Annotated in this window: 11 protein-coding genes, 2 tRNA genes and 1 riboswitch; of the genes, 1 reads left to right on the top strand and 12 read right to left on the bottom strand. The window is 75.5% G+C overall.

Translation table 11 applies throughout. The features are described from left to right. Positions 1-131 precede the first annotated feature (131 nt). From Q0789_RS05080 to dcd, 11 genes are all read right to left on the bottom strand, one after another. Positions 132-1,235, bottom strand: a complete 1,104-nt coding sequence (locus Q0789_RS05080) for a ribonucleotide-diphosphate reductase subunit beta (RefSeq protein ID WP_366917645.1) — start codon at positions 1,233-1,235, stop codon at positions 132-134. A 131-nt stretch (positions 1,236-1,366) separates the two neighbouring features. Next, the gene (locus tag Q0789_RS05075; RefSeq protein ID WP_298802762.1) at positions 1,367-4,360 is read right to left on the bottom strand and encodes a ribonucleoside-diphosphate reductase subunit alpha; all 2,994 of its coding nucleotides are present in this window, start codon (positions 4,358-4,360) and stop codon (positions 1,367-1,369) included. A 142-nt stretch (positions 4,361-4,502) separates the two neighbouring features. Beyond that, positions 4,503-4,691, bottom strand: a riboswitch (cobalamin riboswitch). 397 nt (positions 4,692-5,088) lie between these two features. Then, positions 5,089-7,296: a heavy metal translocating P-type ATPase gene (locus tag Q0789_RS05070; RefSeq protein ID WP_366917644.1), complete on the bottom strand. Its 2,208-nt coding sequence runs from the start codon at positions 7,294-7,296 to the stop codon at positions 5,089-5,091. A gap of 100 nt (positions 7,297-7,396) precedes the next feature. Continuing rightward, complete coding sequence (locus Q0789_RS05065) at positions 7,397-7,621, bottom strand: hypothetical protein (RefSeq protein ID WP_298802759.1); 225 nt, start codon at positions 7,619-7,621, stop codon at positions 7,397-7,399. Then, the gene (locus tag Q0789_RS05060; protein ID WP_298802757.1) at positions 7,618-7,833 is read right to left on the bottom strand and encodes a heavy-metal-associated domain-containing protein; all 216 of its coding nucleotides are present in this window, start codon (positions 7,831-7,833) and stop codon (positions 7,618-7,620) included. Before Q0789_RS05060 ends, Q0789_RS05065 begins: the two co-directional genes overlap by 4 nt. Before the next feature lie 42 nt (positions 7,834-7,875). After that, a complete protein-coding gene (locus Q0789_RS05055) occupies positions 7,876-8,214 on the bottom strand; it encodes a metal-sensitive transcriptional regulator (RefSeq protein WP_363325904.1) in 339 nt (112 codons plus the stop codon). Positions 8,215-8,625: 411 nt separating this feature from the next. Beyond that, on the bottom strand, positions 8,626-10,092 hold the full coding sequence (xylB, locus tag Q0789_RS05050; protein ID WP_298802755.1) for a xylulokinase: 1,467 nt from the start codon (positions 10,090-10,092) through the stop codon (positions 8,626-8,628). A 160-nt stretch (positions 10,093-10,252) separates the two neighbouring features. Further along, entirely contained in the window at positions 10,253-11,227 is a 975-nt protein-coding gene (locus Q0789_RS16705) for a cold shock domain-containing protein (RefSeq protein WP_366917633.1), read from the bottom strand. 103 nt (positions 11,228-11,330) lie between these two features. Beyond that, positions 11,331-11,416 (bottom strand) — tRNA-Ser (locus Q0789_RS05025). A gap of 93 nt (positions 11,417-11,509) precedes the next feature. Then, positions 11,510-12,913: a multidrug effflux MFS transporter gene (locus Q0789_RS05020; protein WP_298802753.1), complete on the bottom strand. Its 1,404-nt coding sequence runs from the start codon at positions 12,911-12,913 to the stop codon at positions 11,510-11,512. A 284-nt stretch (positions 12,914-13,197) separates the two neighbouring features. Next, positions 13,198-13,773, bottom strand: a complete 576-nt coding sequence (dcd, locus tag Q0789_RS05015) for a dCTP deaminase (protein ID WP_298802751.1) — start codon at positions 13,771-13,773, stop codon at positions 13,198-13,200. 135 nt (positions 13,774-13,908) lie between these two features. On the opposite strand from dcd, the gene Q0789_RS05010 reads away from it, so the two are divergent. Continuing rightward, positions 13,909-13,979 (top strand) — tRNA-Gly (locus Q0789_RS05010). 77 nt (positions 13,980-14,056) lie between these two features. Here the strand turns inward: Q0789_RS05010 and Q0789_RS05005 are convergent. Further along, complete coding sequence (locus Q0789_RS05005; protein ID WP_298802750.1) at positions 14,057-14,938, bottom strand: GTP-binding protein LepA; 882 nt, start codon at positions 14,936-14,938, stop codon at positions 14,057-14,059. Between the last annotated feature and the right edge of the window lie 24 nt (positions 14,939-14,962).

Here is a 14,962-nt window from a genome sequence, read left to right as displayed (position 1 = left end):
CCCGCCCCGGGGGCGTGGCGGGGGGGCGCCCCCCCGCGGGGGCCCCGCCGGGGGGGGGGGCGGGGGGCCGCCGCCCGCCCCCCCCCCCCCCGCACCGCTCCGGCGTCCGACCGGGGCGTCCGGGTGGGGCGTCAGTCCCAGGAGAGCCCGCCGCCGGTCTGGTACTCGATGACCCGGGTCTCGAAGAAGTTCTTCTCCTTGCCCAGGTCCATGACCTCGCTCATCCACGGGAACGGGTTGTCCACCGCGGGGTAGACGGGGGTGAGGCCCAGCTGGCCGCAGCGGCGGTTGGTGATGAAGTGCATGTACTGCTCGCACAGCTCGGCGTTGAGGCCGAGGAGCCCGCGCGGCATCGTCGAGCGGCCGTAGGCGACCTCGAGCTCGCACGCCTCGGTGAGCATCTGCCGCACCTCGGCCTGGAACTCCTCGCTCCACAGGTGAGGGTTCTCGGCCTTGATCTGGTTGATCGTGTCGATGCCGAAGTTCAGGTGGATCGACTCGTCGCGCAGGATGTACTGGTACTGCTCGGCGATGCCGACCATCTTGTTGCGCCGGCCGAGCGAGAGGATCTGCGCGAAGCCGGTGTAGAACCACATGCCCTCGAAGATGACGTAGAAGGCCACGAGGTCGCGCAGGAACTGGGTGTCGGCCTCCGGCGTCCCCGTGCGGAAGTCCGGGTCCTCCAGCGCCTGGGTGTACTGCAGCGCCCAGGCGTCCTTGTCGGCGATGGACGGCACCTCGCGGTACATGTTGAAGAGCTCGCCCTCGTCCAGGCCGAGGCTCTCGCAGATGTACTGGAAGGTGTGCGTGTGCACGGCCTCCTCGAAGGACTGCCGCAGCAGGTACTGGCGGCACTCCGGGTTGGTGAGGTGGCGGTAGACCGCGAGCACGATGTTGTTCGCCACGAGCGACTCGGCCGTCGCGAAGAAGCCGAGGTTGCGCTTGAGCATGAGCCGCTCGTCCTCGGTGAGGCCGCCGGGTGAGTTCCACAGCGCGATGTCGGCCTGCATGGAGACCTCGGTGGGCATCCAGTGGTTGCCGCACCCGGCGAGGTACTTGTCCCACGCCCACGTGTACTTCATGGGCAGCAGCTGGTTGACGTCGGCGCGGCCGTTGATCATCCGCTTCTCGGAGACCTCGACGCGGCCGCCGCTGCGGTCGAGGCTGCCGAGGCCCGTGCTCGAGGACTCCCCCCAGCCGGCGCCGTCCTGGGCCGGGGCGGTCGTCGGGGCCACGGCCGGCTGCGGGACGCCGGGCAGGTCGGCCGGGCGCGCCGTGACGTCGCCGGAGGTGCGGGCGCCCGGCACCTGCGGGCGCCCGGGAGCCGGTGCGGTCGTCGGGGCGGGAGCGTCGTCCCAGTCGAGAGTCACTGGCAGGCCTCGCACTCGGGGTCGTCGATGGAGCACGCCGCGGGCTGCGGCGCACGGGTGGGGATGTCGCTGTTCACGGGCAGAGAAGCCGCAGGGGCTGTGGGGGCGGCGGTGACGGGCGGCGTCGGGTCCGCGGGGACCGCCGGAACGGCGGCCGCGGGGGCGACGGCGACCGCGTTGAGGCGGCCGTCGGTGCCCTTGAGCGTCGACTTCTCGACGTGGGTGCGGCTCGAGCTGCGCAGGTAGTACGTCGTCTTGAGCCCCTGGCGCCAGGCGGCCCGGTAAAGCTCGTCGAGCGTGCGCCCGTTGGGCTCGAGGACGTAGAGGTTGAGCGACTGCGCCTGGTCGATCCACACCTGGCGGCGCGAGCCGGCCCGCACGAGCCAGTGCGGGTCCACCTCGAAGGCGGTGGCGTAGAGGGCCTTGAGGTCGGCGGGCACCCGGTCGACGGCGCCCAGGCTGCCGTCGTAGTACTTGAGGTCGCTGACCATGACGTCGTCCCACAGCCCGCGCTGCTTCAGGGCGCGCACGAGCGAGGTCGAGACGACCGTGAAGTCGCCGCTCATGTTCGCCTTGACGTAGAGGTTGCGGTACTGCGGCTCGATCGACTGGCTGACGCCCACGATGTTGCTGATGGTCGCCGTCGGCGCGATCGCCATGATGTTGGAGTTGCGGACGCCGGTGCGCTGCACGCGCTCCCGCAGCGACGCCCAGTCCTGGCGCTCGACGACGGGCTGGTCGAGGTCGCCGCCGCGGGCCTGCGCGACCAGGGCCACGGAGTCGTGCGGCATGACGCCCCGGCTCCACAGGGACCCGGGGAAGGACGCGTACGCGCCGCGCTCCTCGGCGAGGTCCGCCGACGCGCTGATCGCGGCGTGGCTGATGGCCTCCATGCTCCTGCCGGCGAACTCGACCGCCGCCTCGCTGGCGTACGGCAGGCCCAGGGTGAAGAGCGCGTCCTGGAAGCCCATGAGCCCGAGGCCCACCGGGCGGTGCTGGCGGTTCGAGTTCTCCGCCTGCGGGATCGTGTACAGGTTGATGTCGATGACGTCGTCGAGCATCCGCACCGCGGTGCGCACGGTGGCGCGCAGCTTCTCCTCGTCGAGCCCGTCGGGGCCGACGTGCTGGGCGAGGTTCACCGAGGCGAGGTTGCAGACGGCGACCTCGTCGCGGCTCGTGTTGAGCGTGATCTCCGTGCAGAGGTTCGAGGAGTGCACGACGCCGGCGTGCTGCTGCGGCGAGCGCAGGTTGCACGCGTCCTTGAAGGTGATCCACGGGTGCCCGGTCTCGAAGAGCATCGTCAGCATCCGGCGCCACAGGTCCTTGGCGCGCACGGTGCGGGAGACGGCGATGCGCCCCGCGGCGGCCTCGGCCTCGTAGTGCTCGTAGCGGTCCTTGAAGGCCGTGCCGTAGAGGTCGTGGAGGTCGGGGACCTCGTCGGGCGAGAAGAGCGTCCAGTCGCCGTCGGCCTCGACCCGCTGGAGGAAGAGGTCCGGCACCCAGTTGGCGGTGTTCATGTCGTGGGTGCGGCGGCGGTCGTCGCCGGTGTTCTTGCGCAGGTCGAGGAACTGCTCGACGTCGATGTGCCACGTCTCGAGGTAGGCGCAGACGGCGCCCTTGCGCTTGCCGCCCTGGTTGACGGCGATCGCCGTGTCGTTGGCCACCTTGAGGAACGGCACGATGCCGGAGCTCTCGCCGTTCGTGCCCTTGATGTAGGCGCCCGTGCCGCGCACCGGCGTCCAGTCGTTGCCGAGGCCGCCGGAGAACTTGGCGAGCAGCGCGTTGTCGCGGATGCCGGAGTAGATGGCGTCGAGGTCGTCGTCGACGGTCGTGAGGAAGCACGAGGACAGCTGCGGGCGCACCGTGCCGGCGTTGAAGAGCGTCGGCGTCGACGTCATGAGGTCGAAGCTCGACAGCGCCTCGTAGAACTGGACGGCGCGGGCCTCGCGGTCGTCCTCCTCGAGGGCCAGGCCCATGGCCACGCGCAGGAAGAAGGCCTGCGGCATCTCGAACCGCACGCCCTTCGTGTGGAGGAAGTAGCGGTCGTAGAGCGTCTGCAGGCCGAGGTAGGTGAAGTCGAGGTCGCGCTCGGGGCGGATGGCCGCGCCGAGCCGCTCGAGGTCGAAGTCGAGCAGGCGCGGGTCGAGGCGCTCGTCGGCGACGCCGTGGCGCACGTAGTCGGCGAAGTACGCGGGGTACCGCTCGGCCATCTGCGCCTGGCTGGCCTGCTGCGGCTCGCCGGCCAGCAGGGTGAGCACCTCGGTGCGCAGGACGTCGAGGAGCAGGCGGGCGCTGACCCGGCTGTAGTCGGGCTCGGCCTCGACCATCGAGCGCGCCGCGAGGACGGGCGCCTGGGCGAGCTCGGCGGCGGTGATGCCGTCGTAGAGGCTGCGGACGGTCTCGGCGAGGACGGCCGAGGCGTCGACGGCCGGGTCGAGGTCGGCGCAGGCCTCACCGATGACGAGGCGCAGACGGTCGACGTCGAGCGGGCTCTGGGTGCCGTCGGGACCCGTGACGCGCAGGTCGGGGATGCGGGCGCCCCCGGGCATCTGCGGGAGCTCGGCGCCGCGGCTGGCGTCGTCGGGCTCGGGCAGGGACGCCGCGGCCGCGCGCAGGCGGGCGTGCTCCTCGCGGTAGAGCACGTAGGAGCGGGCGATGCGGTGCTCGCCCGAGCGCATGAGGGCCAGCTCGACCTGGTCCTGGATCTCCTCGACGTCGACGGAGCGTCCGGCGCCGTAGCGGCGCTCGAGGGCGGCGACGACCTGGCCGGTGAGGACGTCGACGAGCTCGCGGACGCGGCTGCTGCCGCCGGCGCCCTGGCCCTCGACGGCGAGGAAGGCGGCGCGCATGGCGGCGGAGATCTTGGCGGGCTCGAACGCGGCGACGCCGCCGTCGCGCTTGAGGACGGCGATGCGGGCGCTCGGCCCCGCCGGGGCGGTGCCCGAGGGTGCGCCCGGTGCGGCGGCCGGCCGCTCGGTGGTCTGGGTCATCGGTGCTCTCTCCTCGCGAGCCGGGTGCCCGGCGCGCGCGAGGGAGGGGTGCCGACGAGGGCGCACGAGGGGTGCGCACGACGTCGCCACGAGCCCACCCGCGAGGCCCCGGACGGCGCGCACCGGCCGGCGCGCGCACCGGAGGCAGGTCTTCGGACTCGCGGGCGCGGGCGCTCGCGCGCCCTCCTACTGGCCGTCGCTTCCCGGGTTCGCACCCAGTGCTGCGACCGGCGCCCGGCTCTCGTCGGGCACCGGTGACGGCGGTCGTTCCCGCTCACCGCTGCGGGGCAGTCCCGGAGTCGCACCGGGTTCCCTCTTGCCCCGGCCACCCTCGCCGCGAGAGCGAGGAGAGCCGGACCTCCAGCGCCGCTGACACTACATCTCGGGCCGCCCCGCGCAAGGACCCCAACATCTCGTGCCGGCGTGTCGCGTGTCGTCCACAGGCGGTCCACCGCTCGTCCCCCGCCGGGCGCCCGTCGTCCCCCGCTCGTCCACGCGGTCGTCCCCAGGCGCCCCTCCCTCGCACCTGCACCGCACGTCGTCGACAGGGCGCCGTCCCGAGGTGCCCCTCACGCGCACTTCGTCGACACATCGCCCTCCTGAGGCACCTCCCAGCGCACTTCGTCGACACATCGCCGTCGCGGGGGCTCCTGGGTGGCGATGTGTCGACGACGTGCGGGCAGGAGGTGCCGGGACGAGGCCGCTCGCGGAGAGGGCGGCGGCGCGGGTCAGGCGACGGCGCCCGACGTCGAGCGGAAGCGGCGCAGGCGCAGGCTGTTCGTCACGACGAACACCGAGGACAGGGCCATGGCGGCGCCGGCGACCATCGGGGTCAGCAGCCCGGCCATGGCGAGGGGGATCGCGGCGACGTTGTAGGCGAAGGCCCACGCGAGGTTGCCGCGGATGGTCCGCAGGGTCACCCGCGAGAGGCGGACGGCGTCGGCCGCCGAGCGCAGGTCGCCCCGGACGAGCGTGAGGTCGGAGGCCTCGACGGCGACGTCGGTGCCCGTGCCGAGGGCGATGCCGAGGTCGGCCTGCGCGAGCGCCGCGGCGTCGTTGACGCCGTCCCCGACGACGGCGACGACGTGCCCCTCGGCCTGGAGTCGCTGCACCACCTCGACCTTGCCGGCCGGCAGGACGCCCGCGACGACCTCCTCCACCCCGACCTCGGCGGCGACGGCCCGGGCCGCGGCCTCGTGGTCGCCCGTGACGAGGACGGGCCGCAGCCCGAGGTCCCGCAGCTGGCGGACGGCGTCGGCCGACGTCGGCTTCACGGCGTCGGCGACGACGAGCAGCCCGCGCGCCGCGCCGTCCCAGCCGACCGCGACGACGGTGCGGCCGGTCGCCTCGGCGCGCCCCTGCGCCCCGGCGAGGTCGGCGGGCAGCGCGAGCCCGCGCTCGGCGAGCAGGCGCGGGCGCCCGACGACGACCTGGCGACCCTCGACCGAGCCCTCGACGCCGAGCCCGTCCCGCGAGGCGAAGCCCGAGACGTCCGGCAGCGCGCCCACCTCCGCGGCGGCCGCGGTGATGGCCCGGGCGATCGGGTGCTCCGAGGCGGCCTCGAGGGCGCCGGCCGAGCGCAGGACGTCGTCGCGGTCCTCGTCCGCGCCCGGCACGACGTCGACGAGGGACATCCGCCCCGTCGTCACCGTCCCCGTCTTGTCGAGGACGACGACGTCGGCGCGGCGGGTCTGCTCGAGCACCTCGGGCCCGCGGACGACGACGCCCATCCGCGCGCCCCGCCCCGTGCCGACCATGAGGGCCGTCGGCGTCGCCAGCCCCAGCGCGCAGGGGCAGGCGATGATGAGGACGGCGACGGCCGCCGTCAGCGCGGGCGCCCAGCCGGCCCCGGCGCCGAGCCAGAAGCCGAGCGTCGCCACGGCCAGCGCGATGACGACGGGCACGAAGACGGCGGAGACCCGGTCGGCCAGGCGCTGCACCTGCGCCTTGCCCTCCTGGGCGCGCTCGACGAGGGCCGCGGTCTGCGCGAGCTGGGTGTCGGCGCCGACGCGCTCTGCCCGCACGACGAGCCGCCCCGCGGCGTTGACGCCCCCGCCCGCGACGGCGTCCCCCGGTCCGACCTCGGCCGGCACGGGCTCGCCGGTGAGAGCCGAGACGTCGACCGCCGAGGTGCCGTCGAGGACGACGCCGTCGGCGGCCACCTTCTCCCCCGGCCGGACGACGAAGACGTCGCCGACGGCGAGCTCCTCGACGGGGACGCGGACCTCGGTCGTGCCGCCGGGGCCTTCGCGGCGCACCGCGACGTCCTTCGCGCCGCTGGCGAGGAGCTCGCGCAGCGCCGCTCCGGCACGGCGCTTGCTGCGGCCCTCGAGGTAGCGCCCGACGAGCACGAACGCCGTCACGCCGGCCGCGGCCTCGAGGTAGATCGACCCGCTGCCGTCGGCCTCGCCCGCCAGCCAGGTGACGCCGTGGCGCATGCCGATCTCACCGGCGTCGCCGAGCACGAGGGCGTAGAGGGACCAGGCGAGCGCGGCCAGGGTGCCGACCGAGACGAGCGTGTCCATCGTGGCCGCGCCGTGGCGGAGGTTCACCCAGGCCGCGCGGTGGAAGGGCCAGCCGGCCCAGAGCACCGCGGGGAGCGCGAGGGCCAGCGAGACCCACTGCCAGGCCGGGAACTGCACGGCCGGGACCATCGCCAGCACGACGACGGGCACGGCGAGCGCGACGGCGCCCACGACGCGGCGCCGCAGGGAGCGCAGGGGGTCGTCCTCGTCGACGACGACCTGCTGCCGCTCGGGAACGTGCTCCCGCGCGGTGTACCCGGCGGACTCGACGGCGGCGACGAGCACCGCCAGGTCGGTGCCGGCGGGCGCGGTGACGCGGGCGCGCTCGGTGGCGTAGTTGACCGTCGCGGTGACGCCGTCGAGCTTGCCGAGCTTGCGCTCCACCCGGTTCGCGCAGGAGGCGCAGGTCATGCCGCCGACCACCAGGTCGACGCTCGTCACGCCCGGCTCGGCCGGGGCCGCGCCGGGTCGGTCGTCGGTGGTCGAGCTCACGGGGACCTCCGGGAGGTGGTCAGCGGTGCGGGGCGTCGTGCGCGGGGGCCTGCACCTCGACGGGCTGCGTGTCGGAAGGCTGGGCGCCGAGGGGCTGGAGCGGCCCGACGGCGGCGCCGAGCCCGAGCCCCGCGGCGAGGACGCCGACGAGCAGCAGGCCGTAGGCCCCGAGGGCGCGGGCCGGCCGGTCGGCGGGGGCGCCGCTCCCCTGCCCGTCGGGGGCGGGCGCCGTCGGCTCGTTCACGGCGCGGCGGGCGCCAGGGCGTAGCCGGCCTCGGTGACGGCGTCGCCGATCATCCCGTCGGTGACGCCGTCGCCCGCGGTGACGACGAGACGTCCGGAGCCGAGGTCGACGTCGACGCCCGAGACGCCGGGGACCTCGCCGACCTCCTCGGTGACGGAGCGGACGCAGTGCTCGCAGGTCATGCCGGTGACGGTGTAGGTGGCGGTGCGCACGGTGTCCTCCTGGGTGGGGTGGTGCGGACGGGGACGGCGGGGTCAGCTGCGGACGAGCCGGGCGATGGCCTCGGACGCCTCGCGGACCTTGGCGTCGGCCTCCGGCCCGCCGGTCGCCACGGCGTCGGCGACGCAGTGGGCGAGGTGCTCCTCGACGAGACCGAGGGCCACGTTCTGCAGCGCCCGCGTCATGGCGGAGACCTGCGTGAGGATGTCGATGCAGTACGTCTCCTCGTCGACCATGCGCTGCAGGCCGCGGGCCTGGCCCTCGATGCGGCGCAGGCGCTTGAGGTAGTCGTCCTTGCGCTGCAGGTAGCCGGGCGGCGCCGGAGCCCCCTCGGGGCCGGCGCCGGGCTCGGCGGTGGCGCTCGCGTCGGTCATGCCGTCCCCTCTCGTCGAGCCCTCACGCTACCCCCCTGGGGTATTCGTCGGCCCAACGGCGACGACCCTCGCCGTCTTCCCGCCGGACCGAGGGCGACATGGCCCCACGTCGCCCCTGCAGCCCGCGTCGGAGGGCGACGTGGCCACACATCGCCGTCGCGGCTCTCAGCGGAGGGCGACATGGCCACACGACGCCCTCGTGACCTCATCCAGGGGCGACATGGGCACACATCGCCGTCCCGGAGCCCGGCGAAGGGCGACATGGCCACACGTCGCCGTCGAGGCCCACCCGGGGCGGCAAGACCGGAAGGCGGCACAGGCGCACCTCGCCCCCGAGGTGGCGCTTGAGACGACGACGGCCGCGCACCGCCGGGAGGGCGGTGCGCGGCCGTGGTCGACGTCGGGGCGCGGTCAGCGGTCGGTGAGGTCCCGCACCTGGGCGTAGCGCTCGCGGACGGCGCGGCCGGGCGCCGGGTCCTCGGGGGCGTCGTAGGCGACGCTCTCGCCGTCGCGCGCGCCCTCGCCCCAGGTCGGGGGCTCGTCGCCGCCGAGGGCGAGCCACGCGGCCTGGCGGGCGGCGCCGTCGGCGACGTACTCCGCGGGCGGCGGCACGAGCACGGGCCGGCCGAGGACGACCGGGGCGATCCGCCGCAGCGCCTCCGACTTGGCCCCGCCGCCGACGAGGACGGCGCGGTCGACCCGCGTGCCCTGCGCGACGAGCGCGTCGACGCCGTCCGCGAGGCCGCACAGCAGCCCCTCGACGGCCGCGCGCGCGAGGTGCGCCGGTGTCGACGTCGCGAGCGTGAGCCCGTGGACGGCGCCCGTGGCGCCGGGGCGGTCCGGCGTCCGCTCCCCCTCGAGGTAGGGCACGAGGACGAGGCCGCCCGAGCCCGACGGCGCCTCGAGCGCGAGCTCGGACAGGCGGCCGACGTCGACGCCGAGGATGCTCGCCGTCGCCGTCAGCACGCGGGCGGCGTTGAGCGTGCAGACGAGCGGCAGCTGGCGGCCGGTCGCGTCGGCGAACCCGGCGACGATGCCGCTCGGGTCGACGGGCGGGGTGTCGGACGGCGCGGACACGACGCCCGAGGTGCCGATGGACACGACGACGTCGCCGGGGCGGGCGTCGACGCCGAGCGAGGCGGCGGCGTTGTCGCCCGTGCCGGCGCCGAGCTGCGCGCCGGGGGCGAGGCCGCCCTCGGCGCCGCGGCCGGCGCTCTCCGCCGGCCCGAGGACGCGGGGCAGGTGCGGGAGGTCCGCGCCCTCGTCGCGGCGCAGCGCGCGGCGCAGGACGTCGGGGACGTACTCGCCCGTCGAGGCGTTCCAGTAGCCCGTGCCGCTAGCGTCGCCGCGGTCGGTGGCGAGCGCCTCGAGCCCGGCCTCGGGGCCGCCGGCGAGCATCCACGTGAGCCAGTCGTGCGGCAGCGCCACGGCCGCCGTGCGCGCCGCGTTCTCGGGCTCGTGGTCGGCGAGCCACCGCAGCTTGGTGACGGTGAAGCTCGGCACGGGCACGACGCCGACCTGCTCGGCCCAGGCGCGGCGGCCGGCCTCCTCGTCGCCGTCGCCGAGCTCGAGGATGAGGTCCTGCGCCGCCTGGGCGGACCGGGTGTCGTTCCACAGCAGCGCCGGTCGGACGACCTGGCCGTCGGCGTCGAGGCAGACCATGCCGTGCTGCTGGGCGCCGACGGCGACCGCCTCGACGTCCGCGAGGCCCCCGGCGTCCTCGACCGCCTCCTGCAGGGCGGTCCACCAGGCGGCGGGGTCGACCTCGGTGCCGTCGGGGTGCGACGCGCGGCCGGAGCGCACCAGGGCGCCGGTCTCGGCGTCGCGGACGACGACCTTGCAGGACTGCGTCGACGAGTCGATCCCTGCGACGAGCATGCTGAGAGCCTCCGGGCTGCACCGTCGTGGTGCGTCGGGTTCCTGGCCGTCGCTGCGGCCGGGGCGCCGTCAGCGGCGCCTCCTCCAGCCTGCCAGAACGCGGCGACCGCGACCGCTGCGCCCCGGCGGACCCGTCTCGGGTGCGCGCCGGGGCCCCGCCTCAGAGCCGCTCGACCCGGTCGGCCTGCGGCCCGCGGTCGCTCTGACGGACACCGAAGCGCACGCGGTCGCCCTCCTCGAGGGCGTCGGCCCCGCGCACCACCGAGATGTGGACGAAGAGGTCGTCACCGCCGGAGTCCGGCCGGATGAAGCCGAAGCCGCGCTCGACGTCGTAGCGCGCGACGACGCCCTCCCCGCCGCGGGCCGGGACCGCGCTGCGGGGGGCGGCGCCGCCGCGCGCGCCCCGCGCACCCGAGGCGGCGCCCCGCGCCCCGCGGTCGCGACCGGCCGGGCCGCGGCGCCCGGCGCCGCCGACCACGCGGACGTCCTGCGCCTGCGGACCGCGGTCGCCCGGGACGACCTCGTAGGTGACGCGGTCGCCCTCCTCGAGGGCCGCGAGCCCGTCGGCCAGCTGGCGGACGTGGACGAAGACGTCGGGCCCGCCGTCGTCGGGGGCGACAAAGCCGAAGCCCTTCTCCGCGTCGAACCACGACACCGTCCCGTCCGCCCCGTCCGCGGCAGCAGGGCCGGCCGGCGCCGCGGAGGCGGCCAGGGGCAGGACGTGCTCGGCCTGCGGCCCCTTCTCGCCCTCGCCGACGAGGTAGGCCACCCGCTGGCCCTCGACGAGCACGGCTCCGCCGACCACCGCGGAGCCGTGGACGAAGACCTGGGGGCCGCCGCCGTCGACCATGAGGAACCCGTAGCCCTTGGTGGGCTCGAACCAGGCGACGGTGCCGAGGACGCCGAGGGCGGCGTCGGGCGCGACGTCCCCGGTGACGCGGACCCGCAGCGCCTGCGGGCCCCGCGGCCCCTCCCCCAGCTCGAAGTCGACGGCCTGGCCCTCGCGCAGCGTCCTCACGCCGTCGCCGCCGAGCACCTCGGAGGCGTGGACGAAGACGTCGTCGGAGCCGTCCTCGGGCGCGAGGAAGCCGAAGCCCCGGTCGGTGTCGAACCAGCGGACGGTGGCGGCAGGCACGGGGAGCTCCTCGGTGGTGCGGTCGGTCGGCCCCCCAGTGTCGCCGACGACCGGAGGTCGGCGGACCGCCCGCGCGTGGCGGACGGGCAGGGGCGCGGACGGGCGGAGGGCGTGGGATTCGAACCCACGGGACGCAGGACGCCCAGCGGTTTTCAAGACCGCCGCCTTCGGCCGCTCGGCCAGCCCTCCTCGCCCCTCGCGGGGCGCCCCGCCAGTGTGCCGGACGCGACGACGGCCGCCGCCCCGTGCGGGGCGGCGGCCGTCGTCGGAGCGGCGCGCGGGTCAGGCCGCGGCGGCGGCGACCCGGCGGGGCGTGCGGTCGTCGAGCACCTTGGGCTGCACGACGACCATGAGCACGGTGACGGCGAGGGTGGCCGCACCGACCATGACGGCGACCATGCCCACGGCCCCGCCACCGACCAGGCCGACGATCGGCGCGGCGAGCGCGCCGATGCCGAACTGCGTGCAGCCGAGGACGGCGGCGGCGGTGCCGGCGGCCCGCCCGTGGCGCGTGAGCGCGAGCGCGGGCCCGTTCGGCAGGACGAAGCCGATGGAGCCGAGCGTGAGCCACAGCGGCACGAGGAGGCCGAAGAGGCCCCCGGTGCCCGTGGCGACGAGCACGAGCAGGGTCGTCGTGAGGACGAGCGCCGACGTGAGCCCGGCCTGCATGACCCGCACGGGGTGGAAGCGCTCGGCGAGCACGGGGTTGAGCTGCGTCGCCCCGATGAGCAGGACGGCGCCGCTGCCGAAGGCCAGCGCGTACTGCTGCTGCGAGAGGCCGTAGAGGTCCTGCAGCACGAAGGACGACCCGGAGATGTAGGCGAACATGATGGAGAAGGACAGCCCCGCGACGAGCACGAGCCCGACGAAGCGGCGGTCCTTGAGCAGCGAGCCGTAGGTGCGCACGACGGACGCGGCGCCGCCGTGGCGACGGCGCTCCGGCGGGAGCGTCTCGGGCAGCAGCTTGGCCGCCACCACGAGGAGCGCCACCGCGAAGCCCGCGAGGGTCACGAAGACCCCGCGCCAGCTGGTGTGGACCAGCAGGAAGCCGCCGAGGGTCGGCGCGACGATCGGCGCCGCGCCCATGACGAGCGTGAGCCGCGAGAGGGTGCGGGCCGCGGCGATCCCGCTGAAGAGGTCGCGCACGACGGCGAGCGCGACGACGGCGCTGGCCGCGCTGGCGACGCCCTGCAGGACGCGCGCCGCGGTGAGGAACTCGATGGTCGGCGCGAGCGAGCACAGCACCGACGCGACGGCGTGGGTCGCCACGCCCGACAGCAGGACCTTGCGCCGTCCGAAGCGGTCCGACAGGGGCCCGAGGACGAGCTGGCCGAGCGCGAGACCGCCGAGGAGCCCGGTGAGGGTGAGCTGGGCCTGCGCCTGCGTGGCGAGCAGCTGGTCGCCGATGTTCGGCAGCGCGGGCAGGTACATGTCGATCGTCAGCGGGCCGAGGGCCACGAGGACGCCGAGCGTGAGGATGAGGCGGACGCGCTGCGCCGTCGTCCAGGAGGCGCCGACGTCGGGCAGCACCTCGTCGGCGCCGGCGTCGTGGGCGCCGTCGTGGTGGGCAGGGGCCTGCGGCGGGAGCGCGTCGTGGACGTCCGGGCCCTGCGGCGGCGCGGTGCGGGCGGCGGGCACGCCCTGCCCGTCGAGCGGGCGGGTGGTGGTGCGGGGGGTGGCAGTCACGGTCTGCTTCCTGGGGCGGGGCGCGGACGCCGGCGGTCGGTCGGGCGGTCGGCGGCTGCGCTGCTCACCTGGGAGGTCGAAGCCCGTGCCAGCGGCATCTGTTCCCGGAGCCAGCATCGCACCCGGACCGCTCGTCCGCCATGCCCCTTTCGCGCGGGTGCCCACAGCGTCACCCGGCGAGGTGGCAGCCCCTCGTCGTGGAAGAGCGCGACGAGGCGCTGCCACCTCCCCCTCCGGCGCGCGTCACCCCTGACGGGCGCGGACGCGGTGCCGGACGCGCGTGGTCAGACGCGGGTGCGGTAGAAGCTCTGGGAGGAGCGGCTCGCCGTCGGGCCGCGCTGGCCCTGGTAGCGAGAGCCGTGCCGGTCGCTGCCGTAGGGGTGCTCCGCCGCCGAGGAGAGGCGGAAGAAGCAGAGCTGGCCGATCTTCATGCCCGGCCACAGCGTGATGGGGAGCGTCGCGACGTTGGAGAGCTCGAGCGTCACGTGCCCGGAGAAGCCCGGGTCGATGAAGCCGGCCGTGGAGTGCGTCAGCAGCCCGAGGCGCCCGAGCGAGGACTTGCCCTCCAGGCGCGCGGCGACGTCGTCGGGCAGCGTGACGACCTCGAAGGTCGAGGCCAGGACGAACTCGCCCGGGTGCAGGACGAAGGGCGCGTCGGGCTCGACCTCGACGAGGCGGGTGAGGTCGGGCTGCTCCTGCGCCGGGTCGATGACCGCGTACTTGTGGTTGTCGAAGAGGCGGAAGAAGCGGTCGAGGCGGACGTCGACGCTGGACGGCTGCACCATCGCCTCGTCCAGCGGCTCCAGGACGACGCGGCCGGAGGAGAGCTCGGCGCGGATGTCCCGGTCGGAGAGCAGCACGCCCGCACGGTAGCGGGCGGCGGCGGGGCCGCGGGCCGCCGTCCGCCCGGCAGCAGGACACCCGTCCGGCGGGCGTGCGGCGACGTCGCCCGCTCCGGGTACAGTGGCGCCCGCTCGCCGCAGGGCGGGCCGCACGCGGGTGTAGTTCAGTGGCAGAACTTCAGCTTCCCAAGCTGATAGCGCGGGTTCGATTCCCGTCACCCGCTCCGAGCACGAGGGCCCCGACCGCACGCGGTCGGGGCCCTCGGTCGTCCGGTGACCCCTGCGGCGCCGCCACGACCGCTCAGGCGGCGACGAGACGCCCGCCCACCCGCTCGCGGTAGCTCGCCGCGGCGTCGCGGAACGCCTTGAGCGCGTACGCCGGCACCCTCAGACCCTCCTCGTGGGCCCACAGCAGCTGGGTCTCGAGCCGGGAGACGTCCTCGGCGCAGCGCACGAGGTCCTCGTCCAGGCCGAGGTCGACGATGACGCCGCCGAAGCGGGTGCGCTGCTCGGCGCCCTTGGCCCCGACGAGGCTGTAGGCCTTCGAGCGCAGCACGCGCGCGAGGTGCATCTGCCACGGCGCGAGGGCCCCGGAGCGCACCATCTCCTCCGCGCTGAGGCGGTAGAAGGCGAAGTGGCCCGGCTCCTGGACCTTGATGGCGTCGACGACGGTGCGCTGGACGGCCGTCTCCCCCATCGCGGCGAGGCCGTCGCTCATGCGGCGGTAGGCGAGCATCGCGGCCTTCTCCGTCGCCGCGCCGGTCAGGTAGTAGAGGAGCCGGATGACCTCGTGCACCGGCGACAGGTGGGCGAGCGCGCCGAGGACGCGGACCCGCGCGGGCACGTCACCGGTGTTCGCCTCGACCGGAGGCATGCCGAGGCGCTGGGCGAGGGTGTCGAGCAGGACGCCGTGGCGCTCCTCCTGCGGGCTCCAGACGTCGGCGTAGAAGCGGCGGTCCGTCTCGCCGACGTCCGGCAGCATCACCGCGAGCTCGAGGACGTTGCGCTCGACCTCCATCTCGACGCGCGCCATGTAGTCGAGCGAGGCGCCGAAGCGCTCGCGGACGGCGCGCGGGTCGCGCACCGAGTAGTCGGCGGACGCGAGGTCGATGGGCGGGTGCTTGTCGGCGAGGCGGTCGACGTGCTCGGCGATGCGGGCGGCGTCGGTCCTGGGGGCGGACATGGCGGTCGGGCTCCTCGGGGGCTC

The organism is uncultured Pseudokineococcus sp. (assembly GCF_947499845.1).
GTDB lineage: Bacteria > Actinomycetota > Actinomycetes > Actinomycetales > Quadrisphaeraceae > Pseudokineococcus.
The sequence above is the reverse complement of the archived record's forward strand: the minus strand, read 5'-3'. Positions and strand labels throughout refer to the sequence as shown.

Coding starts and splice junctions, on each gene's coding strand:
- Q0789_RS05075 (WP_298802762.1), bottom strand. CDS start 4,360: ATGACCCAGACCACCGAGCGGCCGGCCGCCGCACCGGGCGCACCCTCG.
- Q0789_RS05070 (WP_366917644.1), bottom strand. CDS start 7,296: ATGACCTGCGCCTCCTGCGCGAACCGGGTGGAGCGCAAGCTCGGCAAG.
- Q0789_RS05055 (WP_363325904.1), bottom strand. CDS start 8,214: ATGACCGACGCGAGCGCCACCGCCGAGCCCGGCGCCGGCCCCGAGGGG.
- xylB (WP_298802755.1), bottom strand. CDS start 10,092: ATGCTCGTCGCAGGGATCGACTCGTCGACGCAGTCCTGCAAGGTCGTC.
- Q0789_RS05005 (WP_298802750.1), bottom strand. CDS start 14,938: ATGTCCGCCCCCAGGACCGACGCCGCCCGCATCGCCGAGCACGTCGAC.